Here is a 24,651-nt window from a genome sequence, read left to right as displayed (position 1 = left end):
GGAGAAAACAGGGATGCGACGGAAGATACTCGCGGGGCTGGTGGGGCTCGGGCTGCTGGCGGGAGGCGCGGCGGCGCAGGCCCAGGCGCAGGCGCAGGAGCGTGTGACACTGCAGCTGAAATGGGTCACCCAGGCGCAATTCGCCGGCTACTACGTGGCGCAGGCGCGCGGCATGTATCGCGCCGCCGGCCTCGATGTGCGGATCAATCCGGGCGGACCTGATATCGCCCCGCCCCAGGTCATCGCCGGCAACCGCGCCGATGTGGTGGTGGAATGGATGCCGGCGGCACTCGCCAGCCGGGAGCGCGGCGTGCCGCTTGTCAACATCGCCCAGCCCTTCAAGCAATCCGGCATGATGCTGACCTGCCGCGCCGAGACCGGCATCCGCACCCCGGCCGATCTGCGCGGGCGGACACTGGGCGTCTGGTTCTCCGGCAACGAATATCCCTTCCTCGCCTGGATGGCGCGGCTGAATCTGCCGACCAATGGCACGCCGCAGGGCGTGCGGGTGCTGCGCCAGGGCTTCAACGTGGACCCGCTGCTGCAGCGCCAGGCGGATTGCGTGTCCACCATGGCCTATAACGAATATTGGCAGGTCATCGATGGCGGCTTCCGCCCGGACCAGCTGACCGTCTTCCGCTACGCCGATCAGGGCGTGGCAACGCTGGAGGATGGCCTCTATGTGCTGGAAAGCCGCCTGACCGATGCGGCCTTCGTGGCGCGCATGGGCCGCTTCGTCCGCGCCTCCATGCAGGGCTGGGACTGGGCGCGCCAGAACCCGGATGCGGCGGCGGCGATCGTGCTGGATAACGATGCCTCCGGCGCGCAGACGGAGGCGCATCAGCGCCGGATGATGGCCGAAATCGCCAAGCTGCTGGACACCACCGGCGGCGGCCGGCTGGACCCCGCGGATTATGAGCGCACGGTGCAGACCCTGCTTTCCTCCGGCGGCGAATCCCCCGTCATCAGCCGCGCGCCGACTGGCGCCTGGACGCATGCGGTGGTGGACGCCGCGCGGTAATTCTCAGCCGCTGGCGAAAACGCAGACGAGGCCGCCGCCCGGTGGCCCCTGATGCTCCGCCCCGCCGCTGACGAAGACCTGCCCGTCGCCGGCCACGCTGGCGACGATGGCGCCCAGCGCGCCGCGCAGATGCCGCTGGGCATCGAGGTCCGTATCGCCCAGCATGGTGTGCCGGGCGCCCCGGATATGCCCAGCCTTCTCCGGCTCGCCTTTGGCGATCACGCCCAGGACGCGATGGCGCTGATCTGCGGGCACCGAGGGATCGGCGGGCAGCCCGGCCGCGTGGAAGGCGGCGACGACGCCCGGCAGGTCCAGCAGGTCCACCATGGGCGCGACGCCGGCAGTCAGGCCGGGCGCCCAACCTTCGGCATGACCGAAGACCACCACCTCATTCGCCACCACCTCGATGCCGGAAGAGATGCTGGCGCGGTTGGAATACTTGGTAAGGTCGCGCAGCAGATCCGCCTCCCCGGCCTCCGCCACATCGCCCAAGGCCAGCGCCACGCCTAGCGCGGCAGCGGCGCGGGACAGGGCCATCAGCAGGCGGGGGTCGGTGCTGCGGGCGTCCGGCCCCGGCGCCTGGGCACAGGGCGCCTTCACCTGCACCAGCGCCACATCCTCCACCCGCGTGATTCCGGCGTCGGCCATGGCATCGCGCACCGCCTGGACCACGGCGGCGATCTGCGCATCGCGGCCGATTTCCGCCGCGGATGTCGGTGGGCTGAAGGCCGTGCCCAGCGCCAGGCCGCGGGGGCCGGAACCGGCCGGGTCCACGACGAAGACCAGGTAATGGGGGGAAAGCGCCCCCTCCGTCCCGCCCGACAGCACGCAGGGGATGCGGGCGGAAAGCGCCGCCGCGTCCTCCCCCGTCTCCCGTGCCAGAAGCAGCATCAGCGACTGGGTGAAGAAGCCGCGCGTGAAATCGTTCAGCCCGCCATTGCCCTCGGTCTTGCCGATCACCGCCCGGATATCGCCGGCACGAACGGCGCCGGCCGCAATCAGCGCGGCCAAGGCGGAAAGATCGCCCGGATGGGCCATGGGCAGTCGGTGGATAGCGAGGCTGGGCATGGCGGGAGCATAATGCCCTGGCGCGGCGATTGCACCGCTTCGCACGGATTACGGGACAGACTTCATGCGCATCGGCATCATCGGCACCGGCGTCGCGGGCAGCCTGCTGGCGGAGGGGCTCGCCGGCTTCGACGTGACCGCCTTCGAGCGTGTGGCGCCGGGCGACCAGGCGGAGGCCGGCACCGGGCTGAACATCGGCCCCAATGCGCTGAAGGCGCTGCGGCTGCACATGCCGGCGCGCCATGCGGCGCTGCGCGAGGCCTCGCTGCCCTGGCACCGCTGGTTCGTGGACCTGACGGATGGCACGCGGCTCTTCGACCTCGACATGCTGTCGGTGGCGGAGGAGCCGGGCCTGCGCATTCGCTGGTCCGAGCTTTACCGGCTGTTGCGCGCGCCTGTGGCAGGCTGCACGCGCAACGGGCATGCGCTGGAAGCGCTGGAGGAGGACGCGGCGGGCCGGCTGGTGCCGGTGTTCCGCACAGCTGATGGGCTGCGGCGGGAAGACGGGTTCGACCTGCTGGTTGGCGCCGATGGCCGCTACAGCCGGCTACGCGCGCTGGCGGCGGGGGAGCCGGAGGGCACGCTGCTCGGCGTGTGCATCTGGCGGCTGCTGGTGACCGATGCGGCGGATTGCCCCTATGACGATTACGGCCAGTGGTTCAACGGCAATGCCCGGCTGCTGTCCTTCCGGGTGCCCGGCGGCGCCGTCTATATCGCCGGCACCTTTCCCCTGCCGGTCGAGGGTCAGATTCCCGAGGCGATGAAGACGGCGGAGGCCCAGCGCGCGCTGTTCACGCCGGCAGATGGTGCGCCCTGCCCGGCCGTCGCCTGGATGCTGGACAAGATCGCGGCGCATCTGCCGGACATCCATTGGGCCCGCTCCGCCACCGTGCCGGTGCTGCGCCATGCGCTGGACGGCCGCGCGCTGTTCCTGGGCGATGCAGCGCAGGCCATGGTGCCGACGCTCGGCCAGGGCGCGACCCAAGCGGTGGAATGCGGCGTGGTGGCGGCGCGGGTGCTGCGGGCGGGTGGCGATGCCGCGGCGGTGGCGACGGCACGCGATGCACGGGTTGATTTCGTGCGGGACTTTTCGCTCGCCGCCTCTGACACGCTGCTGCCGCCGGCCGATGTGGTGGCCGGCACCCGGAAGAAGACGGGGCCAGAATTTCTGGACAGGCTGCGGACGCTCTACACGGAAGTCGATTAGCGTCCCGACCAATGCACGAAGCGCTTTTCAATCAGTAGAAAAGTGAGGTTCAGCAGGTAGCCGAGGGCGCCGGCGACAAAAATCACGCCATACATCAGCCCACTCTCGAACAGCATCTGCGCATTGATGACGCGGTGGCCGAGGCCATCGGTGGAGCCGATGAACATCTCCGCCACCACCACGATGACCAGCGCCAGCGAAATACCGCTGCGCATGCCGACCAGGATTTGCGGCAGCGCCTCCCAGATCAGCACATCCACCAGGATGCGCGGGCCGGAGGCCCCCATGATCTGCGCCGCCAGCACGCGGGTGCGCCGCGCATTGATGACGCCATAAGCCGCGTTGAACAGGATAACGAGCGCCGCGCCGAAAGCGGCCACCGCGATCTTTGTGCCCTCCCCGGGTCCAAACAGGATCAGGAACAGCGGGAACAGCGCGGAGGCCGGGGTGGAGCGAAAGAAATCCACGATGAACTCGACGCCGCGATACAGCTTCTCCTGCGCGCCCAGCGCCACGCCCAGCGGCACGCCAATGGCGGTCGCGATCAGGAAGGCGAGGCCGGTGCGCTGCACGGTACGCCAGGTATCATGCGCCAGCGTGCCACCCGCGAAGCCCCGCCAGGTTTCGGTGAAGGCCTCGGCCGGGGGTGGCAGCAGGATGGGGTCGGCGACGCGCAGCCAGACCGCCACCTGCCATAGCAGTATGAAGCCAACGGCGCCGAGCACCGGTGCGGTCAGCGCCTTCATGCCGCCACCGCGCGCTGGAAGACATCGAGGCAGCGTGCCTTCAGGGCCATGAAGTCGGGCGCCGCCAACGCCTCCGCCAGCCTGGGCCAGGGCAGCGTGATGGGCACGTCATCCGCAACAGTGGTGGGGCGGCGCGTCAGCATCAGCAGCCGGTCAGCCAGCACGATGGATTCCTCCAGGTCATGCGAGACCAGGATGGTGGTGACGCCGAGGTCCTTCAGCACGCGCTGCAACAGGTCGCGCAGCGACAGGGTCGTCTCGAAATCCAGCGCGGAGAAGGGTTCGTCCAGGAACAGCACCTCCGGCTCCACCGCCAGCGCCCGCATGATGGAGACCAGCTGCTGCTGCCCGCCGGAAAGCTCATAGGGATAGCGGTTCAGGTCGAAGCGCACCCGGAAGCGCTCGGAGAGCGACAGCAGCCGGCGTTCCACCTGCGCCTTGGGCAGTCCCATGCGGCGCAGCGGGTAGCGGATATTGTCGGCGGCACGGCGCCAGGGGAACAGCGCCTCCCGGTAATTCTGGAAGACGTAGCCGACGCGGATCTCGGAAACATCGCGCCCGTCATACAGGATCTCGCCGCCATCCCTCGGCAGCAGACCGGCCGCCATGTTGATCAGCGTGGATTTGCCGCAGCCATTCGGGCCGAAGATGGCGAGGATATCGCCACGCTTCACATCCAGGTCGAAGCCCGAATAGACCGGCTGCCCGCCAAAGGCCTTGCGCAGACCACGGATGGTGATCGCGGTCTCGCGGGGGCTCAGCTTCACAGCGCGCGCAGGAAGCTGCCGACGGGAATCGCGCTGCGCACCACGCCCTGCGCCACGGCGAGATCCACGAACTTCTGGAAATCCGCGATGTCCTGCGGCGAGAGGTCCCGCACCATCACGAAGTTCACCAGCGGCACGGTCGGCGCCAGCTCCGCCGAGGTCTGCATGTGCTGCACCAGCAGCGGCCGCACGCTGGCAGCATCCGAGGTGATCAGCGCGCAGGCCTTGGACCAGGCGCTGGCGAAGCGGCGCGCGACATCCGGCTTTTCCTGCAGGAATTTGCCGGTCAGCGCCGCGCCGGCCGCAAAAGCCTGCGCCTCCGCCCGGCCCAGCAGATGCGTGGCGATCACGCCCGCTTCCAGCCGCCGCGCGGCGCCGGCGCGTTCGGCGATGGTGGCGACGGGTTCCAGCGTATAGGCCGCATCGAAAGTGCCGGCGGCCAGCGCCCCGACATGCACGCCCATCTGCTGTTCCTGGATGGTGTAGTCGCGCCCCTCCTGCAACCCATTCGCCGCCAGCACGGCCCGCGCGGCGGAAAGATTGGCCGGGCCGGGGGCGGAGAGGATGCGCGCGCCCTTCAGATCGCGAATGCCCTGCGCCGTGGATTGCGGACGGACGATGAACTGCTCCATCTGGTAACGGGCATTCTGGCCGTTCAGCGCGATATAGACGGCGGTATTGGCGCGCCGGCTGTTGATATTGGCGCCTTCCAGCGTCACCAGGTTCGACGCAGCCTCCACATCGCCGGAGACCATCGCCTGCACGATCAGCGGCGCGGCCTGCAAGGGCACAGCACTGGCCTCGATGCCCTCCGCCGCGAAGAAGCCGCGCTCTACAGCCACGTAGTAAGGCAGTGCGGAGGACACGTTGAAGACCGCGACCCGCACGCGGTCGGCCGCCTGGGCCTGGGCAATGGCGGGTGTGGCGAGGGCGGCGAGCAGCAGCTTGCGGCGGCGGATCATGGGCGCATCCTCAGGACAAAGCGGGATAGGTGGCGGGGTCGTGGAAACTGGCGCCGGCGATGTAGCGGCGGCCCTCGGACATGTCCGGCGGCGGTCCGGCTTCCGCCGCGCCATCGAAGGTCAGCTCGAGCTGCACGCCGGAGGGGTCGTGTACGAAAAGCTGCCAGAGCTGCGTCCCGGGCACGAGGAACTCGCGCCAGTCGAGTCCGGCCGCGCGAAAGCGCGCGATATAGGCGTGATAGCCGTGGCAGCTCAGCGAGACATGGTCGATGGCACCCGTGCCAATCGGCGCACGGCCCTCCGGCCCCAGCGCCGGGCCGCCGGCATAGATGTGCAGAATGGCGCCACCACCCGGCAGCGGCACGGCGAGCCAAGCGCCGGGATAGCCGAAATCCGGCCGCGCCACGGGGCGCAACCCGATGACGCGCGTGTAGAAGGCAACGGTGCCGGCCAAGTCATTGGTCTTCACCGCCACATGGAACAGGCCAGCGGTGATCGCCGCGTCGTCCGAAGGCTCCGTCATTGCCGCTCCGGCTGAATTTGCAGCAGACACCAGCAACTGCCGTGCCAGGGATCACCCGCAGGTTCCGACCAGGCTGACCACGGCCTGGGCATATCCATGCCAGAAGGTGGCGCGGGAGGCGGCAGACCCGCCCAGTGATGCTGCGTCGCAGCAACATTGACGATTGCGAACTGCGCCAGCTTCGTCATCATCGCAGTCCCGTGAGAGGGATTGAGTCCGCATGTCCGATGACGCCGCCGCCCGAGCCCCGTCCGATGCAGGGCGCAGCGCCGCATCGGCAGGACAAATGACAGGACATTCATCTTTCCCTGCCGCGGGCCGCATGCGGGGCAAGCTGGCGACGACTCGGCACAACAGCCAACGGGCCGCGCTGTAGCGTGGCTTCCATGAACAGGGGGACGAGGGACATCATGAAAAAGCTGACGAATTGGGGCCGCACGCTGCTCGGTGCCACCATGGGGGCGACGTTGCTCGCTGGCGCCGCCGCGGCGCAGGCGCCGATCAACCTGCAGGCCGTGACACAGCCGAATCCGCAGCAGCCGCAATACACGCGCGTGGACGTGCCGCTGCTGCGCGACGCCTTGCAGCAGCGCAGCAACGGCCGCTTCCGCGTCACCATCGCCACCTGGCCCGAGCGCAATCTGAACGGGCCGGAACTGATCCGCCTGACCCGCTCCGGCCAGATCGAGATCGGCGCGGCGCCGCTGAACACCGTGGCGGGCGACGTGCCCTTGCTGGACATGGCGGACCTCGCCGGGCTGAACCCCACCATCCAGCAGGCGCGCCAGATCGGCGAGGCCCTGCTGCCCGACATGAACCGGGCGCTGGAGCGCTTCGGCGTGCGCCTGCTGGGCGTCGCGCCCTATCCGGCGCAGGTGCTGTTCTGCCGCGAGAAGGCGGAGAGCCTGGCGGCGCTGCGCGGCCGCCGCATCCGCACCGGCGGCGGCAGCATCAACGACTTCGTCAGCGCCATCGGCGGACAGGCCGTCGGCATCGGCTTCCCGGAGGTCTATCCCTCCCTGGAACGCGGCGTGGTGGATTGCGCCATCACCGGCACTGGCTCGGGCAATGCCGCGCGCTGGTATGAGGTGACGACGCATATGTATGCGTTGCCGGTCGCCTGGTCGACCTACGGCTATTTCGTCAACCTCGCCTGGTACAACCGCCTGGATGCCCCGGCGCGGGAACTGCTGACGCAGGTGATGTCCGAAGTGGTGGATGCGCAGTGGAAGCTGGGCGATGAGGCCTCGGAAGACGGCATCTCCTGCAATATCGGCCAGCGTGCCAATTGTTCCATCGGCCGGTTGGTAGAGACCCGCCCGATGACGGTCACGCGCCCGACGCCGGAGGATCTGGTGACTCTGCGCGGCGTGCTGACCAACAACGTGCTGCCCGCCTTCGTGCGTCGCTGCGGCGCGGCCTGTGGTGAAACCTACAACCGCATCGTCGCGCCGATCTCCGGCGTTCGCTACACGGCGCAGTAGAGCATGCTGCACGTCGCCACCCGCCTGCGGCGCGCCGTTGGCGCGCTTTCATCGCTGATGGGCCTCGCCGCCGGCTGGGGCTTCGTGCTCTGCGCCTTCTTCATTGCCTTCGAGGTGCTGGCGCGGTCGATCTTTCGCTTCAGCACCCAGTCCACCACGGAGATCACGGGCTATATGCTGGCCTTTGGGCTGTCCTGGGGGTTGGGACATGCCTTGAACACCCGCAGCCATGTGCGCATCGACATGCTGGTGAACCGGATGCCCCAGCCGGCGCGCATCTGGCTGCACCTGCTGTCTTTGCTGCTGCTGGGGCTCCTGATGGCCTTTGTCGCCAAGGGAGCATGGGACCTGGTGGATGAATCACTGCTGTTCGGCGCCACCGACATTAGCCTGCTGCGCACCCCCCTGGCCATTCCGCAGGGGCTCTGGGCCTTCGGCCTGATCGTCTTCCTGGTGCAGATCGCCACCATGCTGTTCGAGAACCTGCTGCTGGCCCTGGCCGGCGAAGCGTCCCAGCTGGAACGCAATCTTTCCTCCCGCGGTTATGTGGAGGAAGCGCAGGAAGCGCTGGATGCCCTGGCCGAGGCGGAGGCGCGCCGATGATCGCCGTTGTATTCATCGTCGTCCTGATCGCGGTTTTCCTTGTCCTGTCGATGACGGGCGTCAGCCAGGGCCCTGAGATTCCCTGGACCGGCGTGCTGCTGCTGCTCGGCGTCTTCATCACCTTCTTCGCCGCCGGGATCTATGTCGGCGCGGCATTGGGCGTGCTGGGGTTGCTGGCCGGATTCGCCTTCTCCGACCGGCCGTTCTGGACCTTCCTGGGGCAGACCATCTGGGGGCCTTCCTCCTCCTTCGTCCTCGTTGCCGTGCCACTGTTCCTGCTGATGGGCGAGATCCTGCTGCGGGCCGGGCTGTCGGAGCGGCTGTACCGCTCGCTGAACCTGTGGCTGGACCGCATGCCGGGCGGGTTGCTGCACACCAATATCGTCGCCTCCGGCGTTTTCTCCGCCATCTCGGGCTCCTCCGTCGCCACCGCGGCGACGATGGGCTCGGTCGCCATGCCCTTCTTCCAGGGCAAGGGCTATGATCCGAAGATGGTGATGGGTTCACTGGCGGCGGGGGGCGCGCTCGGCAACCTGATTCCGCCTGGCATCACTTTCATCATCTATGCGCTGATCACCGAGACCTCGGTTGGCGCGCTGTATCTGGCGGCGGTCGGGCCGAGCATCCTGGTGATGCTGGCCTTCATCGGCGTCATCCTGCTCAACCGCAAAAGCGCGCCGCCACCCGGGGAACCTGTTCCACTCAACGTCAAGCTCCGCGGCCTGGTGGATCTGCTTCCCACCATCGTGCTGATCCTGATCGTGCTGGGCACCATCTATGCGGGCCTGGCAACGCCCACGGAATCGGCCGCGCTGGGCGTGGTGGCGGCGATCGTCATCGCCATCGTGGAGCGCCGCTTTTCGCTGCGCATGCTGCACGCCTGCGCCGAGGCCACGGCACGCAACACGGCGATGATCGGGCTGATCCTCCTCGGCGCCTATGTGCTGAACTACATCATCACCCTTCTCGGGGTGCCGCAGATGATGTCGGCGCTGGTCTCCGGCCTGCCCTTGCCGGCCTGGGTCATCATGGCACTGATCATCGGCTTCTACCTGGCGCTCGGCACTTTCATGGAGGGCTTTTCCATGATCATCACCACCATCCCGGTCATCTTTCCGGTGGTGGTCGCGCTGGGCTACGACCCCATCTGGTTCGGCGTCGTTGTCACCATGCTGGTGGAGATCGCGCTGATCAGCCCGCCGGACGGCACGGTGCTCTATGTGCTGCAAGGGCTGCGCAAGGATGGGCGGGGCATCGGCGATGTCTTCGTCGGCGTGCTGCCCTTCGTCACCGTCTATATCCTGGCCATCGGCCTGCTGATGCTCATGCCCGGCATCGCATTGTGGCTACCCAGCGCCGTGGGGCCATAAGGACGCCGATGCTCAGCTTCACCCGCCACACCGCCAACGGCCGCGACCACATCTCCGTTTCACCCGAGGCGCTTGTGATCGCCGGCTGGGCGGCGCGGGATGAAGCCGCGGTGCGGCACCATATCGAGGAGTTGGCGGCGATCGGCGTGCCGCCACCGTCATCCGTCCCGGTCTACTACCGCGCGGCGGCCGCCAATCTGACACAGGCGGAGGTGCTGGAAGTGCTGGGGCCGGATTCCTCCGGCGAGGTTGAACCGATTCTGCTCTCCCTCGCCGACGGGCTTTGGGTCGGCATTGGCTCCGACCACACGGACCGTAAGGCGGAAGCTATTGGCATAGCGCTGTCCAAGCAGATTTGCGGCAAGCCCGTGGGCCGGGACCTTTGGCGGCTGGAGGAGGTGGAGCCGCATTGGGATTCGCTGATCCTGCGCGCCACCGCCACCATCGATGGGCAGGCCGTGCTGTACCAGGAAGGCAGCCTGGCCGCGCTGCGCCATCCGCGCGATCTGCTCGCCCGTCGCCCAGGCGGCCCCAGCTTGCCGCCCGGGACCTTGATGTTCTGCGGCACACTGGGCGCCATCGGCGGAATCCGCCCCTCCAGCCATTTCGCCATGGAGCTGCACGACCCGGTGCTCGGCCGCAGCCTGCGCCATGCCTATCAGATGCTGGAACTGCCCGTCATCGCCTGATCCCGACATGGTTGTCCGGACAAGCCGGACGGTCTAGCCTTTCGCCACAGGGCGGAAGGACGAGATCATGCGAAACGGCCAGGAGGCACGGCTCTGAGCCGGCCCCTCTACGCGCAGATCGAGCAGCAGCTGCGCGAGGCGATCGCGAAAGGCCAGTATCCGGTCGGCGCCTTGCTGCCGACCGAGGCGGAGCTGTGTGACAGCCTGCACGTATCCCGCCACACGATCCGGGAGGCGCTGCGTCGCCTGGCCGAGGCGGGGCTGGTGGAGCGCCGGCAGGGCGCCGGCACCATGGTGGTGGCGCTGGAGGCGCCCAGCGGCACGGTGCAGTCCCTGCGCAGCATCGAGTCCCTTTTCCAATACGCGGCCGATACGCGGCTGGAGATCCGGGACCGCCGCATGGCCCCGCTGGGGGCCGAGGATTCCGCCCTGATTCCCGCCGAGGCGGGAGAGACCTGGCTGCATCTGCAAGGCCTCCGCATCGGCCAGGACGGCGCCGCCATCGCCACCGCCGAAGTCTTCATCCATCCGCGCTTCGCCGCCATTGCCAATGCCCTGCCGGAGCGCGGTGCCATCTACGCCATGATCGAAAGCCGTTTCGGGGTGGAGGTGGCGGAGGTGGTGCAGGAAATCAGCGCCGGCCCGCTGCCCAGCCGCATCGCCACCGCCCTAGGCCGCAAGCGGCGCGAGGTGGGGATGCGCTTCGTCCGCCGCTACCTGGGCACCGATGGCGCCACACTGCTGCTGTCCCGAAGCTGGCACCCGGCGGAGCGCTTCACCTATGCGATGCGTCTGCGGCGCGGCGAAGGTTGAGGGGTTTACGCGCCGCACTTCTGGTCTAGGATTTGTCCGGACAACATAGGTGGACACGATGCCCCTTTCGCCCTGGCCTCAGGATTCCCGCCTCGCCCTCTCCGTCGTGGTGAATGTCGAGGAGGGCGCCGAGATGTCGGTGCGGGATGGTGACAAGGGGCCGGAGCCAGTTGATGAGTTGGGCGTCGCGCTGAAGATTCCGATCCGCAACTACGCCAATGAATCCAACTATCTCTACGGCATTCGCGCCGGCTGGCCGCGCGTCGCGGCACAGCTCGCGAAGTATGAGGTGACGGCGACCTTTACCGCCGCGGCCCAGGCGCTGGAGCGCGCGCCGGAGATCGGCCAGGCCATCGCCGCCGGCGGGCATGAGGCCTGCAGCCATGGCTGGCGCTGGGTGCATCAGTTTTCCTATGATGAGGCGCGGGAGCGCGATTTCGTGCGCAAGGCGGTGGACAGCATTACCCGCACCACCGGCACCCGTCCCTATGGCTGGCTGTCCCGCTACCTGCATTCCCCGCGGCTTCGCACCACGCTGGCGGAGGAAGGCTTCCTCTACCACATGGACGATTTCTCCGACGACATGCCGCGCTGGGATGTGGTGGAGACGAAGGATGGTCCGCGCGCCATCCTCATCCTGCCCTATGCTCTGGACAGCAACGACATGAAGTTCTGGCTGGCGCCGGGCTACACGCCGCAGCAATGGCTGGACTATGCGATCGAGACCTTTGAGGTGCTGTATGAGGAGGGTGCCATCGCGCCGCGCATGATGTCGCTCGGCGTGCATCTGCGCATCATCGGTCGGCCCGGGCGCATCGGCGCCTTCGGCAAGTTCCTCCAGCATGCGCGCAGCAAGCCGGATGTGTGGATCGCCACGCGCGCGCAGATCGCCCGCGCCTTCGCCGCCCAGACCCCGCCCCCCGTGGAGCCAGCCGCACGATGAGCGACGATCTCGCCCAGGCCTTCGCCGAACATGCGGTGCGGATACGGCTTGCCGACCTCTCGCCCGGCGCGGTGACAGCGGCCAAGACCTTTCTGCTCGACACGCTCGGCGTCGGCCTTGCCGGCAGCAGCGGCGCGAATGTGCGGACGGTGCTGGACCTGGCGCAGCAATGGGGGCCGGGCGACGAGGCCACCGCCTGGCTCGGCGGGCGCCGCATGTCCGCCGGCTCGGCCGCCATCGTCAATGCCTATCTGATCCACTGCCTGGAATTCGACTGCGTGCATGAACGCGCGGTGGTCCACCCCATGGCGACGCTGCTCTCCGCCATCTTCGCCTGGTCGGAGCGGGAGGCGGCGCAGGGCCGGCCGGTTTCCGGTGCGCGTTTTCTCACCGCCATGGCGGTCGGCGTCGATCTGGCGGGCCTGCTCGGCGTCGCCACGGATGCCGCGCTGCGCTTCTTCCGCCCGGCGACCGCCGGCGGCTTCGGCGCCACGGCGGCCATCGCCAATCTCGCGGGCTTCGACGTCGCCACAACGCGCAGCGCCTTCGGCCATATGTATGGGCAGACCAGCGGCAATCTCCAGGCGCATCTGGAAGGCTCCCCGCTGCTGGGGCTCCAGATCGGTTTCAACGCCCGCGGCGCCATCGCCGCCTGTGACCTGGCGGCGGCCGGCATGCAGGGGCCGCTGGACGTCTTCACCGGCCGCTACGGCTATTTTTCCCTGATCGATCCAGACCTTCATCCGGAACGGGTGACCGGCGCGCTCGGCCACGAATGGCAGATCGAGAAGCTGTCGCACAAGCCCTTCCCTTCCGGCCGGCTGACTCATGGCGTGGTGCATGGGCTGCGCGACCTGATGGCACGGCATGGCTTCACCGCCGATGAGGTGGCGGAGGTGGTCTGCCGGGCGCCGCCGCTGGTGCTGCGACTGGTCGGCCGGCCCAATGTGCCGGACCCGACATCGAACTACGCCAAGCTCTGCCTGCCCTTCGTCGCCGGCGTCTTCCTGGCCAAGGGGCGTTGCGACGTGCCGGATTTCCGGGGCGCCGCCCTGCGCGATCCGGACGTGCACCGCCATGCGGCAAAGGTGCGGTTGGAGCCGGATGGCAACACGGATGAGAACACGCTGGACCCGCAGGTGGTGGAGGTGCGCCTGACCTCCGGTGCCAGCCACGTCATCACCCTGCCCCGCATCTATGGCCATCCGGAGGTGGCGCTTTCCGCCGCCGACAATGAGGAAAAATTCTTCCGTTGTTGCCGCCACGCGGTGCCGCCGGTGCCGGAGAGCCGCGCGACGGCGCTGCGTGACTTGGTGGCACAGATCGAAACGCTGCCGGATGTGTCGGCGATCACCGCGAAGCTGGCCGGAACCGATTGACGCGGGGCGACTCCGCCCCCTAATTTGTCCGGACAAGTCTGGAAGAGGAACGCCGCCATGGATATGCATGAGGAAGAGGCTGCCCTCCTCGACAGCATCGCCAAATGGCTGGACCGGGATGTGCGGCCACATGTGCTGCGGCTGGAACATGCGGATGAGTGGCCTGCCGAGATGGTCGCCCAGATGCAGGAACTCGGCCTGTTCGGCGCCACCATCCCGGTGGAATATGGCGGGCTGGGCCTGTCCGCCACCGTCTATGCCAAGATCGTCGAGAAGATCGCGGAAGTCTGGATGTCGCTGAGCGGCATCTTCAACAGCCACCTCATCATGGCGGCCTGCGTCTCCCGCCTCGGGACGGAGGAGCAGAAGGCGGAATGGCTGCCGAAATTCGCCACCGGCGAGATCCGTGGCGGGCTGGCGCTGACCGAGCCGGATTGCGGCACCGACCTCCAGGCCATCCGTACCCGCGCGGTGCGCGACGGTGACGACTACATCGTCAACGGCACCAAGACCTGGATCAGCAACGGCATCCATGGCTCCTGCTTCGCACTGCTGGTGAAGACGGATAGCGACGCCAAGCCGCGCCACAAGGGCATGTCCATGCTGCTGGCGCCGAAGGGCGAGGGTTTTACCGTCTCGAAGAAGCTCGAAAAGCTTGGCTACAAGGGCATCGATAGTGCCGAGCTGGTGTTTTCGGACTACCGCGTGCCAGCCGCAAATCTGATCGGCGGCATCGAGGGCCAGGGCTTGCAGACGGCGCTGGGCGGGCTGGAACTCGGCCGCATCAACGTCGCCGCGCGCGGCTGTGGTCTCGCCTCCGCCGCGCTGATGGATTCAGTGCGCTACAGCCAGATTCGCAAGACCATGGGCAAGCCAATCTGCGAGCACCAGGCCATCCAGCTCAAACTCGGCGAGATGGCTACGCGGGTGCAGGCGGCGCGGCTGCTGACCTATGACGCGGCGCGCATCTACGATGCAGGCCAGCGCTGCGACATGGAGGCCGGCATGGCAAAGTACTTCGCCAGCGAGGCCGCGGTGGAGAACAGCCTGGAGGCGCTGCGCATCCATGGCGGCTATGGCTATTCCAAGGAATATCATGTGGAGCGCTATTATCGCGACGCCCCGCTGATGTGCATCGGCGAGGGCACCAACGAGATTCAGCGCATCATCATCGCCAAGCAGATGATCGAGCGGAATCCGGCGTGAGCCCCCTGCTGCCGTTGAAGGGCCTGCGGATCATCAGCTTCGAGCAGTTCGGCGCCGGCCCCTTCGCCACCATGAACCTCGCCGATCTGGGCGCGGAGGTGGTGAAGGTGGAACAGCCGGCGGTCGACGGCGAATTGCCCGGCGACATCGCCCGCCACACCGGCGGCCATGCGCTGGGTGAGAATGACAGCCAGTACTTCCAGTCCTTCAACCGCAACAAGCGCAGCCTGACGCTGGATCTGCGCAAGCCCGGCGCGCGGGATGTGCTGCACCGGCTGGTGCGGGACGCCGATGCGGTGCTGAACAATCTGCGCGGCGACCTGCCGGCGAAGCTCGGCCTCGACCATGCCGCGCTGTCGCAGGTCAATCCCGCCATCGTCTGCGTGCATCTCTCGGGCTATGGCCGCGACGGTCCGCGCGCCGCCTGGCCCGCCTATGACTATCTCGCCCAGGCCGAGGCCGGCTTTTGCGCGATGACCGGCGAGCCGGATGCACCGCCGGCCCGCGCCGGGCTTTCGCTGGTCGATTTCCTGTCAGGCCTGACCGCCGCCATGGCGCTGCTCGCCGGCGTGATGGGTGCGCGCGCCAGCGGGCGGGGCTGCGATCTGGATGTGTCGCTCTACGATGTGGCGATGCAGAACCTGACCTACCTCGCCACTTGGTATCTCAATGACGGGTTCGAGGTCGCGCGCCGGCCGCGTGGCGGCCACCCCTCCGTGGTGCCCTGCGAGATGTTTCCGACGGCCGATGGCCATGTCTTCGTCATGTGCATCAAGCCCGGCTTCTGGCGCGCCTTCTGCGAATTGGCCGGCACGCCCGCCCTGCTCACTGATGCTCGCTTCAAGGGTTTTGAGGCGCGGCTGGCGAATCGGGATGCGCTGATGGTGGAACTCGATCCTGTCATGCGCGGCCGAACCTCTGCCGAATGGGTGGCGCTGCTGGCAGGCAAGGTGCCGGTGGCGCCGGTACTCGGGCTGGGCGCGGCGCTGGACAACCCGTATTTCCGTGATCGCGGTGGCGTGCTGCACCTGCCGCATCCGGCGAGGCCCGACCTCAAGGTCGCGGCCAACGCCATCCATCTGAACGGCCAGCGGCTGCCCGGTCGCGCTGGCCCCGGCCATGGCGCGGACAGCGCGGCGCTTCTGGCGGAAGCCGGCTATGATGCGGCGGAGATCGCGCAGTTGCGCGCATGGGGAGCGGTCTAGGCGATGAAGCTGCAAGGCATTCGGGTTCTCGACCTGTCGCTGTTCCTGCCGGGCCCGTACCTCACCACCATCCTCGCCGATCATGGGGCGGAGGTGATCAAGCTGGAACCGCCCTCCGGCGAGCCGGTGCGCCAGATCGGCCAGCGCGCCGGCGACCACAGCGTGTGGTTCCGCAATGTCGCGCGTGGCAAGAAGTCCATCGTGCTGGACCTGAAGAAGCCTGACGATTTGGAAGCGCTGCGCGACATCGTCCGAACCTGCGACGTGATGCTGGAGGCCTTCCGGCCCGGCGTTGCCGATCGCCTCGGCATCGGCGCCACGGCGATGACAGCGCTGAATCCCCGGCTGGTCTATTGTTCCATCTCCGCCTTCGGCCAGGACGGGCCGGAAAGCCGCCGCCCCGCGCATGACCTGGCGGTGGAGGCGCTGGCCGGCACGCTGGCCATCAATCTCGGCCAGGATGGCAGGCCGACGCATCCCGGGATTCCGATGGCTGATGCCACCGCATCCCTCCTCGCGCTGTCGGGCATCTTGATGGCGCTGCTGCGGCGGGAAAGCACGGGGCGTGGCGATGTGATCGACATGGCGATGTTCGATGCCACCCTATCATGGCTGCCCAATGCGACCGGCGCCGTCTTTGGCGAGGATCGCGCGCCGCTGGTGAAGCATGAACGGCAGTGGGGTGGCGGCGCCTTCTACAACATCTACCCGACCCGCGACGGCAAATGGGTGGTGCTCGGCGGCGCCGAACACAAATTCGTCGAGACGCTGCTGAAGGCACTGGATCGCCCGAACCTCATCCCCGGCGCCTCCGGCCCACCCGGCCCCGGCCATGACGCCGCGCGGGATTTCCTGCGCACCACTTTCGCCACGCGCACGCGCGACGAATGGGAAGCCTGGTTCGCAGGCCGCGACGTCTGCTTCGCGCCCGTGCTCGATCTGAAGGAGGCTTTCGACGGCCCGCAGGTCGCGGCGCGAAAAATGCTGGTGCGGGATGAGGAGGGCCATCTGCATATCGGCCTGCCCATCAAATTCCGCGACGAACCCGGCACGCTCAACCCCAAACTGCCCGCACTCGGCGAGCATACGGCGGAGGTGGTGGCGGAGGCGCGGCGCCGGCTGGCTACATAGCGCGTCGCATCGCCGCCCATTCTTCCGCGAGCCTGTCGCGGAACTGCGGCGCGGCGATCGCGATCAGCCGATCCGCCCGCCGGTCGATATCCGCATGGCGCAGCTCCGCCACGCCATGTTCGGTCACCACAACATCGACATCCGCCCGGGTGATGGAAACGGGCGTGCCGGGCGCGAGGCGCGGCACGATTCGGGTGACCGTTCCGCCACGGCCACTGGACAGCAGCGCGATCACCGCAAGGCCGCCAGCGCTGCGCCGCGCACCCCGCACGAAGTCGGCGACGCCGCCCTGGGCCGAAACCTGCCGCCCCTCGATCATCTCGGAATTCACCTGGCCGAACAGATCCACCTCTACCGCCGAATTCACCGCGGCCAGGCCGGGAATCGCGGCGAGGCTTGCGCCATCGTGGGTTTCGGATACGGGCCGGAAGGCGATATGCGGCGCCTCCGCCAATCGGCCGTACAGCGCCTGGCTGCCGAGGGCGACTCCGGCGGTCGCCTGAGTCAGCGCCCCGGAGTCGAACAGCGCCATGACGCCGTCGGAGATCATGCCGGCGTGATAGCGCAGCCGCCGGTGATCACGCAGCTCCGCCAGCACGGCGCCGGCCACGGCACCGAGGCCGAGCTGCACCGTCGCCCCATCCCGCACCAGCCCCGCCACATGCCGCGCCAGGGCCTGCATGGGTACTGTCGGCGGCTCAACCGGCAGGATTGGCGAAGCGCAGGGACCATCGACCAGCGCATGCAGCCGATCAAGCGGCAGCAGCATGCCATCCGGCACATCTGGCAAATCAGGATCAACGACACCAACCAGGGCCGCCCCGGCTGCCGCCAGCGTCGGCACGAAGTCATGCGCCAGGGCGAGAGAGACACTGCCGCCGCGCGGCGGGGTGCAGCGGAAGATCGCCATATCGGCGCGCGCAGAGCCACGCAGCCAGGCATCGGCCTCGGAATAATGCAGCGGCAGGAATCGTACCCGACCAGCGGCCAGGCCAGGCCGCAGCTCCGGCGTCATGAAGGCGGCCTCCACCGGGGCGATCGCGGCCAGATCGGTGCGGTTCACGCCGGCGACAGGCAGCGCCAGCAACGTCAGATCCGGCCGCGCCGGCATCGCCGTCAGCACGGCCAGCGGTTCCCCCCCGCTGCCAGCGATGAACAGCCGCAACCCTCGCGGCAATGTGGCGAGGAATGCGGCGACAGAGACGGCTTGCGCAGTGGACATGCTTCCGTTGATATGTCCGGACAAGTTTCATGGCAAATCCCATGTCCAATGCCTCCCTCACCGAGGACCTGACCGCACTGCTGCGCCGCCCGATCACGCAAGCCGATCGGATGCGCGCGGCGCTGCATCTGCTGGACTGGATCGGCTGCGCGGTGGCCGGCGCGGCCAGCGAGGTGGGCGGGGTGTTTCGGGCGCAGGCCGCGCGCCAGCCGGGCGGTGCGGCGCGCATCATCTTCGGCGGCCAGGCCAATGCCCGCGACGCGGCGTTCGCCAATGGCGCCTTCGGCAATGTGCTGGAGATGGATGACGTCCACCGGGAGGCGATCCTGCATCCCGGCCCGGTCATCATGCCCGCGGCTCTCGCCCTGGCCGTTGAACGCGGCGCCGTCGGTCTCGCGCTGCTGGATGCGATCCTGCGCGGCTATGAGGCGGAAATCCGCATCGGCCGCGCCATGGGTCCCGTGCATTACAGCCACTTCCACCCCACAGCGAGCTGCGGCCCCTTCGGCGCGGCCGCGGCCGCGGCCTCCCTCCTCGGGCTCGATGACAGGGCGATGGTCTGGGCGCTGGGCAATGCGGGCACGCAGGCGGGCGGTGTCTGGCAATGCCGGGCAGAGCCGGTGATGACCAAGCAGCTTCACACGGCCCGCGCCGCGGTGATGGGGCTGGAAGCGGCGGAGCTGGCGGCGCTCGGCCTCACCGGCCCCCGGCTGATCCTGGAAGGCCCCTTCGGCGTCTTTGCCGGGCTCGCCCCGGATGCGCGGCCGGAACGCGTGCTGGCGGAACCCGACGCGCCGTGGACGGTCCACGCCACCAGCTTCAAACCCTGGCCCGCCTGTCGGCATTGCCATGCCAGCATCGACGCCGCGCTGGTGCTGCACGGCCCGGACGTGGACAGCATCGCGGCCGTGGAGGTGGCGAGCTATGGCGACGCCATCGCCTTCTGCGACAACCCATCGCCGACCAGCGTCATCCAGTCCAAATTCTCGCTGCAGCATGCCGTCGCAGTGGCGCTGCGCGATGGGCCGCCGCCGCTTGAGGCTTTCACGCCAGCGGGGTTCACCGATCCGAGCCTCGCTGGCCTGCGCCAGCGCGTGACGATACGCCGCGACCCGGATTTCAGCGCCGCCTACCCGCTGCGCTACGGCGCTGCCGTCACGCTGATGCTGAAGGATGGCACGCGTCATCGCGCCGAGGTACCGGACGCGCTGGGTGATCCGGAGAACCCGCTGCCGCAGCCGCGCATCCTCGACAAGGCACGCATGCTGATGGCCAGCGTCGATGTGGCACCGGACCGGATCGAGGCCATCATCGCCGCGACACTCGCCTTGGCCGAAGGCGCCTCCCCCGCCGCGCTCGACGCGCTTCTCCCCTGATCCCGAAGGAACCACCGCGCATGCCGGTCTTCGACTACGTCACCGCCATGGACCATCCGGCCTTGCTGCGGGACTACCCGATCGGGCCGGACTTTCCACGGGCGCTGCAAGGCCTCTCCCGCGATGCCCTGCGGGCGCGGCAGGATCGTGACTTCCGCAGGCTGTTGGACTTCGCCTGGAAGGTGCCCTTCTACCAGCGGCTCTGGGGCGCCAAGGGCATCGAGCCGGGGGACATCCAGAGCCTCGACGACCTGCCGAAGCTGCCGGCCTATGACAAGTCCGACCTAATGGCCTCCGTCGCCGCCTATCCGCCACTCGGCGATTTCCATGGGCAGGATGCGCATCCGCCGGAACGCCGGCCGCAGATCATCTTCCACACCACCAGCGGCACAACCGGCACGCCGCAGCCGCTGCTATTCGGCGCGAAATCGCGGGAGGTGCAGAACCGCCTGCTGGCACGAATGTATTTCATGGCCGGCATGACGCGGGAGGATGTGGTGCATTCCGTCTATGGCCACGGCATGATCAACGGCGGTCACTACATCCGCGAAGCCGTGCATCACTGGGTCGGCGCCCGCTTCCTGTCCGCCGGCACGGGGGTGGAGACACGCTCAGCGCAGCAGGTCTTCATCATGAAGCAGTTCGGCGCCACGGCCATCGTCGGCTTCGCCGACTATATCCGCCGCCTGTCCGATGTGGCGCGCGATGAGGGTCTGGTGCCCGGCCGCGACATTCCCATCCGCCTGATCTGCGCCCATCTCGGCAGCGAGACCCAGGCCAGCCTCTCCGCCGCCTGGGGTGGCGCAGCGGTCTATGACTGGTATGGCGTGGGCGATACCGGGATCATCGCTGGCGAAGGGCCGGACCGCAGCGGTATGCACATCATGGAGGATGCGCATGCGCTGGAAATCGCCGACCCCGACACCGGCCTGCCGGTGCCGGAAGGCACGCTGGGCGACATGATCTGCACCTGCCTGTTCAAGGACGACATCTTCCCCATCATCCGCTTCAACACCCATGATGTGACGGAGGAAGTGCTGGGACCGAATCCCCTCGGCATTCCCTTCCGGCGGATGAAGGGTTTTCTGGGCCGCTCCGACAACATGGTGAAGCTGCGCGGCATCAACCTGTTCCCTACCGGCATCGGCGCCTTGCTGGTGGACCAGGCCGGCGAAGCGACCGGCGAATTCATCTGCCGCGTCAGCCGCAGCGAGGGCCGCGACGCGATGACCGCGCAGCTGGAGGTGCGGGGCGCCATCGATGACGCCCTGCGCGAAAGACTGGAAGGCCTGTTGCGGCAGCGGCTTGGCGTCGAGATCGGCGTCGCGCTCTGCGCCCCTGGCAGCCTGGCCGCGCTGACCCAGGTAGAAAGCCGCCAGAAGCCGATCCGCCTGATCGACGACCGCAAATGAGCGACATTCCGGGCTTCCTCGACCGTATCGCGCAGCGGGACGGTGCCATCGGTGCCTTCTGGCAGGTGGATGCTGCCGGCGCCCTGGCCACGACCCCCACCGGGCCGCTGGTCGGGCTTGCGCTGGGGGTGAAGGACAATGTCGATGTGGCGGGGCTGCGGACCACCGCCGGCATCACCGCCTTCAGGGACCGCGTCGCCAGCGCCGATGCACCCTGCGTCGCGGCGCTGCGCCGTGCAGGCGTCGTCATTCTCGGCAAGCTGGCGATGCATGAGGGTGCGCTGGGCGCCACTACGGACACGCCGGGCTTCGGCCGCTGCATGAATCCGCTGCGGGAGGGCTTCACGCCGGGCGGGTCTTCCGGCGGGTCCGGCGCGGCCGTGGCCGCAGGCTTTGTCGATCTCGCCATCGGCACGGACACCATGGGTTCCGTCCGCATTCCGGCCGCCTATTGCGGCGTGGTCGGGCTGAAGCCAACACGGGGCCTGGTGGGTCGCAGCGGCGTCGTGCCGCTGTCGCCAGCGTTGGACACCGTCGGCATGCTCGCCGCCACGCCGCGCCTGGCCGCGCGGGGGCTGGAGGCGATGGTGGCGGAGGACCTCGGCGACCCTGCCTGGCGCCCTGCCCCGGCCGGCTGGCACGCCGTGCCGCAAGCGCCGCCGGATATCTCCACGCTACGCATTGGGCTGCCGGAGCCTGTCCTGGCGGCGGAGATGGAGCCGGAGCTGCGCGCCGCCTGGGCCGCCGCCGCCGCGCATCTGCGCGCGGAGGGCGCGGTGGTGGAGCCGGTGGCCATGCCCGCCTGGCACCCCACCCAGGCCCGCCGCGCCGGCTTGCTGCTGGTGGAGGCGGAGGCGGCGGCACTGCATGAGGCGCTGATCGACAAACCGGAGGCGGCGACCCCTGGCTTTCGCGCCGCCCTCGCCTATGGGCGGGATGCCGGCACGCTGCGGCTGATGCGGGCGCTGTTCCGGCTGGAGGAGGTGACGGCCGCCGCGCTGCGCGCGCTCGACCGCTACGATGTGCTGCTGATGCCAACGGCGCCGCAGCGCGCCTTCGCCCATGGTACGCCGGCGACCGTGGACCAGGCGGATTTCACCGCCCTGGCGAACTTCGCCGGTCTTCCTTCCATCGCTTTGCCCTGGCCGGCCCAGGATGGCGGGCTGCCGGCCTCCGTGCAGCTCGTCGGGCGTCCGCATGCGGAGGCGCTGCTGGTCGGCATTGCGGAGGCGCTCAGTCCGCCGTGAAGCGCGGCGGCCGCTTGGCCAGGAAGGCGGCGCTGCCTTCGGCGAAATCGGCGCCGCGGAACTGCTCCTCGAACAGCGCCTCCAGCTCCGGCGCAGTGGGTGGCGCGCCGGCCTCGATGGCGTCCGCCATCCGCTTCACGGCACGCAAAGCGGGGCGGGAGGTGACGGCGAGGCCGGCCAGGATCTGTGCCGACCCCGCCTCGAAGTCATCAGGCGGCAGCAGCCGCTCCACCAGGCCGATGCGCAGCGCTTCCGCCGCCTCCACCATCCGCGCGGTGAACAGCATCTCCTTCGCCCGTCCGACGCCCACGGCGCGGATCAGGCGCTGCGTGTCGGATTGGCTGTAGATGAGGCCGAGCTTCACCGGAGTGACCGCGAAACGGGCATCTTCCGCGGCGATGCGGATGTCGCAAGCCAACGCCATCGCCACGCCGCCGCCGATGCAGGCGCCACGAATCACGGCAACGACGGGCTTCGGGCATTCGGCCAGCGAGTCCACCGCCGCGCGGATCGCGGCATTGCTGACGGATGCGGCTTCCGGCGTCGCATAGCCCGTGGCGAATTCGGCAATGTCGGCGCCGCCGCAGAAATGCGCGCCCTGGCCGGTCAGCGCCAGTACCGCAATGGCAGGGTCGGCCACGGCCTGTGCCACCAGCCCTGGCAGCGCCTGCCACATCGCGCGGCCCATGGCATTGCGACGCGCGGGATTGTCGATCAGCAGGGTGGCGATGCCAGCCTGGCGGAGCAGTCGGAGGGTCATGGACGAAGACTAACGCAGGGCGAAAAAATTGTCCGTACAAATTCCTTGTCGACTGGCACGCCTCATGCTTGGCTTCATTCCAAGTAGGGGCTTCCTCACAAGGAGTGGGCAGATGCGGCGACGCGATATGATGCGGGTGGCAGGTGGCGCGGTGCTGGCCGGCGCGACGATGCGTGGCGCCGGGGCGCAGGCGCCCGTGCGCTGGGACGTTTCCCTGCCCTGGGGCCCGACCGAGTTCCACACAGTGAACGCCCAGAACTTCGCCGCCGAGGTGAAGAAGGCCACCAACGACGCCGTGCAGATGACGGTGCATCCGGGCGGCGCGCTCGGCGTGCGCGCGAATGAGACGGTGCGCGCGGTGGGCGACGGCGTGGTGCCCATGGCGGAATCCGCCGGTTTCCAGAATGTCGGCGACCTGCCGCTTCTGGGTATCGAGAGCCTGCCCTTCCTGATCGCGAATTACGACGAGCTGCAGATCATGCACAGCCTGGTCCGCGCGACCTGGGAGCGGGAGCTGGAGCGGCGCGGCGTGGGCGTGCTGTACATGGTGCCTTGGCCGACGCAGAACTTCTATTTCAAGAAGCCGATCGTCGCGGCCGCCGATCTGCGCGGCGTGCGCATGCGTACCTATGACCGCGTGACGGCGGAGATGTGCACGCGGCTTGGCATGGTGCCGCAGCAGCTCAACAACCCCGATGTGGTGCCGGCGCTGGCCTCCGGCCGCGTCGATGCGGTGATGACCTCCGGCACCACGGCCGCGGCCCAGCGCTACTGGGAATTCCTCAAGCACACCTACGTCACCAACCATCTCTGGGCGACCAACCTGATGCTGGTGAACCTAGAAAGCTGGCGGCGCCTGCCGGCGGCCACACGCACCACCATCCAGGACATCGCGAAGCGGATGGAGCCGGAATTCTGGAACGTCTCCAAGGCCGAGCATGCGACCCGCATGGCGGAGTTGCAGCGCAACGGCATGACGGTGGAGGAACCCTCCCCCGCCCTGGTGCAGGCGATGCGGACCGCGACCTCGACGATGGCCGATGACTTCGCCCGCGCCAATCCGGCGGCGGGCCCCATCATCCAGGAATTCCGCCGGCGCGTCGGGCGGGCGTGACCTTTTCAGCCAGGCGGAGCTGCGGTGAGTGCCTCGACACGGCGCATCACCGCCGCCCCCGCCTTGGCCCAGCACTGATGCCCGTGGATCAGGATGGCGATGCTCAGCGCCTCCATGATCTGGCCTGGCGTGAGGCCGGCGCGCAGCCCGGCCTCGGCATGCGCGACGGCGCCTTCCACATGACCCGCGGCGACATCGAGCACGATGAAAACCAGTTCCTTGCTCGCCAGGGGCAGATGCCCCTCCGGCGGCAGGCGATAGGCGGCTTCGCGAGCCATCAGATAGGCGGCGAAAGCCTCCGGCGCATGGCGGCGCAACAGCGCGACACTCTCTGGCACGGCCCCGAGGGTGGCTTCGAAATGTTCGGCCTCATCGGCCATGATGGAATCCTTCCCATGCATCC

At 68.5% G+C, this 24,651-nt stretch carries 24 protein-coding genes; 16 read left to right on the top strand and 8 right to left on the bottom strand.

Going from position 1 to position 24,651, the window contains the following annotated elements:
- Positions 1–13: 13 nt before the first annotated feature.
- Complete coding sequence (locus tag ACVFYP_RS11610; protein ID WP_499200326.1) at positions 14–1,021, top strand: ABC transporter substrate-binding protein; 1,008 nt, start codon at positions 14–16, stop codon at positions 1,019–1,021.
- Between the two features lie 3 nt (positions 1,022–1,024).
- On the opposite strand, the gene atzD is transcribed toward ACVFYP_RS11610, so the two are convergent.
- On the bottom strand, positions 1,025–2,089 hold the full coding sequence (gene atzD, locus ACVFYP_RS11605; RefSeq protein ID WP_499200325.1) for a cyanuric acid amidohydrolase: 1,065 nt from the start codon (positions 2,087–2,089) through the stop codon (positions 1,025–1,027).
- A 64-nt stretch (positions 2,090–2,153) separates the two neighbouring features.
- Between atzD and ACVFYP_RS11600 the strand changes: the two genes are divergently transcribed.
- Complete coding sequence (locus tag ACVFYP_RS11600) at positions 2,154–3,296, top strand: FAD-dependent oxidoreductase (RefSeq protein WP_499200324.1); 1,143 nt, start codon at positions 2,154–2,156, stop codon at positions 3,294–3,296.
- Here the strand turns inward: ACVFYP_RS11600 and ACVFYP_RS11595 are convergent.
- Genes ACVFYP_RS11595 through ACVFYP_RS11580 form a run of 4 tightly spaced genes read right to left on the bottom strand, consistent with a single transcriptional unit; the run spans position 3,293 to position 6,294 of the window.
- On the bottom strand, positions 3,293–4,042 hold the full coding sequence (locus tag ACVFYP_RS11595) for an ABC transporter permease (protein ID WP_499200323.1): 750 nt from the start codon (positions 4,040–4,042) through the stop codon (positions 3,293–3,295). The genes ACVFYP_RS11600 and ACVFYP_RS11595 overlap by 4 nt on opposite strands.
- A complete protein-coding gene (locus ACVFYP_RS11590) occupies positions 4,039–4,809 on the bottom strand; it encodes an ABC transporter ATP-binding protein (protein WP_499200322.1) in 771 nt (256 codons plus the stop codon). Before ACVFYP_RS11590 ends, ACVFYP_RS11595 begins: the two co-directional genes overlap by 4 nt.
- Positions 4,806–5,771, bottom strand: coding sequence for an ABC transporter substrate-binding protein (locus ACVFYP_RS11585; RefSeq protein ID WP_499200321.1), 966 nt, complete (start codon positions 5,769–5,771; stop codon positions 4,806–4,808). Before ACVFYP_RS11585 ends, ACVFYP_RS11590 begins: the two co-directional genes overlap by 4 nt.
- 10 nt (positions 5,772–5,781) lie before the next feature.
- On the bottom strand, positions 5,782–6,294 hold the full coding sequence (locus ACVFYP_RS11580; RefSeq protein ID WP_499200320.1) for a VOC family protein: 513 nt from the start codon (positions 6,292–6,294) through the stop codon (positions 5,782–5,784).
- Between the two features lie 410 nt (positions 6,295–6,704).
- On the opposite strand from ACVFYP_RS11580, the gene dctP reads away from it, so the two are divergent.
- The 10 genes from dctP to ACVFYP_RS11530 all read left to right on the top strand — a co-directional run bounded on the left by dctP (position 6,705) and on the right by ACVFYP_RS11530 (position 17,117).
- The gene (dctP, locus tag ACVFYP_RS11575; protein ID WP_499200319.1) at positions 6,705–7,778 is read left to right on the top strand and encodes a TRAP transporter substrate-binding protein DctP; all 1,074 of its coding nucleotides are present in this window, start codon (positions 6,705–6,707) and stop codon (positions 7,776–7,778) included.
- 3 nt (positions 7,779–7,781) lie between these two features.
- The gene (locus ACVFYP_RS11570; protein ID WP_499200318.1) at positions 7,782–8,381 is read left to right on the top strand and encodes a TRAP transporter small permease subunit; all 600 of its coding nucleotides are present in this window, start codon (positions 7,782–7,784) and stop codon (positions 8,379–8,381) included.
- Positions 8,378–9,751: a TRAP transporter large permease gene (locus tag ACVFYP_RS11565; RefSeq protein WP_499200317.1), complete on the top strand. Its 1,374-nt coding sequence runs from the start codon at positions 8,378–8,380 to the stop codon at positions 9,749–9,751. The genes ACVFYP_RS11570 and ACVFYP_RS11565 overlap by 4 nt, the downstream gene beginning before the upstream one ends.
- 8 nt (positions 9,752–9,759) lie before the next feature.
- Positions 9,760–10,440, top strand: coding sequence for a DUF2848 domain-containing protein (locus ACVFYP_RS11560; RefSeq protein WP_499200316.1), 681 nt, complete (start codon positions 9,760–9,762; stop codon positions 10,438–10,440).
- Positions 10,441–10,533: 93 nt separating this feature from the next.
- Positions 10,534–11,253, top strand: coding sequence for a GntR family transcriptional regulator (locus ACVFYP_RS11555; protein ID WP_499200479.1), 720 nt, complete (start codon positions 10,534–10,536; stop codon positions 11,251–11,253).
- Between the two features lie 58 nt (positions 11,254–11,311).
- Positions 11,312–12,196, top strand: a complete 885-nt coding sequence (locus tag ACVFYP_RS11550; protein ID WP_499200478.1) for a polysaccharide deacetylase family protein — start codon at positions 11,312–11,314, stop codon at positions 12,194–12,196.
- On the top strand, positions 12,193–13,575 hold the full coding sequence (locus tag ACVFYP_RS11545) for an MmgE/PrpD family protein (RefSeq protein WP_499200315.1): 1,383 nt from the start codon (positions 12,193–12,195) through the stop codon (positions 13,573–13,575). Before ACVFYP_RS11550 ends, ACVFYP_RS11545 begins: the two co-directional genes overlap by 4 nt.
- A gap of 57 nt (positions 13,576–13,632) precedes the next feature.
- Positions 13,633–14,781, top strand: coding sequence for an acyl-CoA dehydrogenase family protein (locus ACVFYP_RS11540; protein ID WP_499200314.1), 1,149 nt, complete (start codon positions 13,633–13,635; stop codon positions 14,779–14,781).
- Positions 14,778–15,986: a CaiB/BaiF CoA transferase family protein gene (locus ACVFYP_RS11535; RefSeq protein ID WP_499200313.1), complete on the top strand. Its 1,209-nt coding sequence runs from the start codon at positions 14,778–14,780 to the stop codon at positions 15,984–15,986. Before ACVFYP_RS11540 ends, ACVFYP_RS11535 begins: the two co-directional genes overlap by 4 nt.
- 3 nt (positions 15,987–15,989) lie before the next feature.
- The gene (locus ACVFYP_RS11530) at positions 15,990–17,117 is read left to right on the top strand and encodes a CaiB/BaiF CoA transferase family protein (RefSeq protein ID WP_499200312.1); all 1,128 of its coding nucleotides are present in this window, start codon (positions 15,990–15,992) and stop codon (positions 17,115–17,117) included.
- Here the strand turns inward: ACVFYP_RS11530 and ACVFYP_RS11525 are convergent.
- Positions 17,110–18,339, bottom strand: a complete 1,230-nt coding sequence (locus ACVFYP_RS11525) for an acetyl-CoA hydrolase/transferase family protein (protein WP_499200311.1) — start codon at positions 18,337–18,339, stop codon at positions 17,110–17,112. The genes ACVFYP_RS11530 and ACVFYP_RS11525 overlap by 8 nt on opposite strands.
- Before the next feature lie 29 nt (positions 18,340–18,368).
- Here ACVFYP_RS11525 and ACVFYP_RS11520 point away from each other — a divergent pair, with 29 nt between their 5' ends.
- The 3 genes from ACVFYP_RS11520 to ACVFYP_RS11510 are packed head-to-tail and all read left to right on the top strand — an operon-like array spanning position 18,369 to position 22,374.
- Complete coding sequence (locus ACVFYP_RS11520; RefSeq protein WP_499200310.1) at positions 18,369–19,715, top strand: MmgE/PrpD family protein; 1,347 nt, start codon at positions 18,369–18,371, stop codon at positions 19,713–19,715.
- Positions 19,716–19,735: 20 nt separating this feature from the next.
- The gene (locus ACVFYP_RS11515) at positions 19,736–21,127 is read left to right on the top strand and encodes a phenylacetate--CoA ligase family protein (RefSeq protein ID WP_499200309.1); all 1,392 of its coding nucleotides are present in this window, start codon (positions 19,736–19,738) and stop codon (positions 21,125–21,127) included.
- Complete coding sequence (locus ACVFYP_RS11510) at positions 21,124–22,374, top strand: amidase (RefSeq protein ID WP_499200308.1); 1,251 nt, start codon at positions 21,124–21,126, stop codon at positions 22,372–22,374. Before ACVFYP_RS11515 ends, ACVFYP_RS11510 begins: the two co-directional genes overlap by 4 nt.
- Here ACVFYP_RS11510 and ACVFYP_RS11505 read toward each other — a convergent pair.
- Positions 22,361–23,134 (bottom strand): enoyl-CoA hydratase/isomerase family protein, encoded by a 774-nt coding sequence (locus ACVFYP_RS11505; protein ID WP_499200307.1) that lies wholly within the window; start codon positions 23,132–23,134, stop codon positions 22,361–22,363. The genes ACVFYP_RS11510 and ACVFYP_RS11505 overlap by 14 nt on opposite strands.
- A gap of 112 nt (positions 23,135–23,246) precedes the next feature.
- On the opposite strand from ACVFYP_RS11505, the gene ACVFYP_RS11500 reads away from it, so the two are divergent.
- Complete coding sequence (locus ACVFYP_RS11500; protein WP_499200306.1) at positions 23,247–24,248, top strand: TRAP transporter substrate-binding protein; 1,002 nt, start codon at positions 23,247–23,249, stop codon at positions 24,246–24,248.
- Positions 24,249–24,253: 5 nt separating this feature from the next.
- Here ACVFYP_RS11500 and ACVFYP_RS11495 read toward each other — a convergent pair whose 3' ends face one another.
- On the bottom strand, positions 24,254–24,628 hold the full coding sequence (locus ACVFYP_RS11495; protein ID WP_499200305.1) for a carboxymuconolactone decarboxylase family protein: 375 nt from the start codon (positions 24,626–24,628) through the stop codon (positions 24,254–24,256).
- Positions 24,629–24,651 lie beyond the last annotated feature (23 nt).

It is taken from the genome of Roseomonas sp. F4, from assembly GCF_053891155.1.
The sequence above is the reverse complement of the archived record's forward strand: the minus strand, read 5'-3'. Positions and strand labels throughout refer to the sequence as shown.

Bases quoted from the DNA above. Each gene is read 5' to 3' on its own strand.
- ACVFYP_RS11610 (WP_499200326.1), top strand. From the start codon at position 14: ATGCGACGGAAGATACTCGCGGGGCTGGTGGGGCTCGGGCTGCTGGCG.
- atzD (WP_499200325.1), bottom strand. From the start codon at position 2,089: ATGCCCAGCCTCGCTATCCACCGACTGCCCATGGCCCATCCGGGCGAT.
- ACVFYP_RS11600 (WP_499200324.1), top strand. From the start codon at position 2,154: ATGCGCATCGGCATCATCGGCACCGGCGTCGCGGGCAGCCTGCTGGCG.
- ACVFYP_RS11595 (WP_499200323.1), bottom strand. From the start codon at position 4,042: ATGAAGGCGCTGACCGCACCGGTGCTCGGCGCCGTTGGCTTCATACTG.
- ACVFYP_RS11585 (WP_499200321.1), bottom strand. From the start codon at position 5,771: ATGATCCGCCGCCGCAAGCTGCTGCTCGCCGCCCTCGCCACACCCGCC.
- ACVFYP_RS11580 (WP_499200320.1), bottom strand. From the start codon at position 6,294: ATGACGGAGCCTTCGGACGACGCGGCGATCACCGCTGGCCTGTTCCAT.
- dctP (WP_499200319.1), top strand. From the start codon at position 6,705: ATGAAAAAGCTGACGAATTGGGGCCGCACGCTGCTCGGTGCCACCATG.
- ACVFYP_RS11570 (WP_499200318.1), top strand. From the start codon at position 7,782: ATGCTGCACGTCGCCACCCGCCTGCGGCGCGCCGTTGGCGCGCTTTCA.
- ACVFYP_RS11565 (WP_499200317.1), top strand. From the start codon at position 8,378: ATGATCGCCGTTGTATTCATCGTCGTCCTGATCGCGGTTTTCCTTGTC.
- ACVFYP_RS11560 (WP_499200316.1), top strand. From the start codon at position 9,760: ATGCTCAGCTTCACCCGCCACACCGCCAACGGCCGCGACCACATCTCC.
- ACVFYP_RS11550 (WP_499200478.1), top strand. From the start codon at position 11,312: ATGCCCCTTTCGCCCTGGCCTCAGGATTCCCGCCTCGCCCTCTCCGTC.
- ACVFYP_RS11545 (WP_499200315.1), top strand. From the start codon at position 12,193: ATGAGCGACGATCTCGCCCAGGCCTTCGCCGAACATGCGGTGCGGATA.
- ACVFYP_RS11540 (WP_499200314.1), top strand. From the start codon at position 13,633: ATGGATATGCATGAGGAAGAGGCTGCCCTCCTCGACAGCATCGCCAAA.
- ACVFYP_RS11530 (WP_499200312.1), top strand. From the start codon at position 15,990: ATGAAGCTGCAAGGCATTCGGGTTCTCGACCTGTCGCTGTTCCTGCCG.
- ACVFYP_RS11525 (WP_499200311.1), bottom strand. From the start codon at position 18,339: ATGTCCACTGCGCAAGCCGTCTCTGTCGCCGCATTCCTCGCCACATTG.
- ACVFYP_RS11520 (WP_499200310.1), top strand. From the start codon at position 18,369: ATGGCAAATCCCATGTCCAATGCCTCCCTCACCGAGGACCTGACCGCA.
- ACVFYP_RS11515 (WP_499200309.1), top strand. From the start codon at position 19,736: ATGCCGGTCTTCGACTACGTCACCGCCATGGACCATCCGGCCTTGCTG.
- ACVFYP_RS11510 (WP_499200308.1), top strand. From the start codon at position 21,124: ATGAGCGACATTCCGGGCTTCCTCGACCGTATCGCGCAGCGGGACGGT.
- ACVFYP_RS11505 (WP_499200307.1), bottom strand. From the start codon at position 23,134: ATGACCCTCCGACTGCTCCGCCAGGCTGGCATCGCCACCCTGCTGATC.
- ACVFYP_RS11500 (WP_499200306.1), top strand. From the start codon at position 23,247: ATGCGGCGACGCGATATGATGCGGGTGGCAGGTGGCGCGGTGCTGGCC.
- ACVFYP_RS11495 (WP_499200305.1), bottom strand. From the start codon at position 24,628: ATGGCCGATGAGGCCGAACATTTCGAAGCCACCCTCGGGGCCGTGCCA.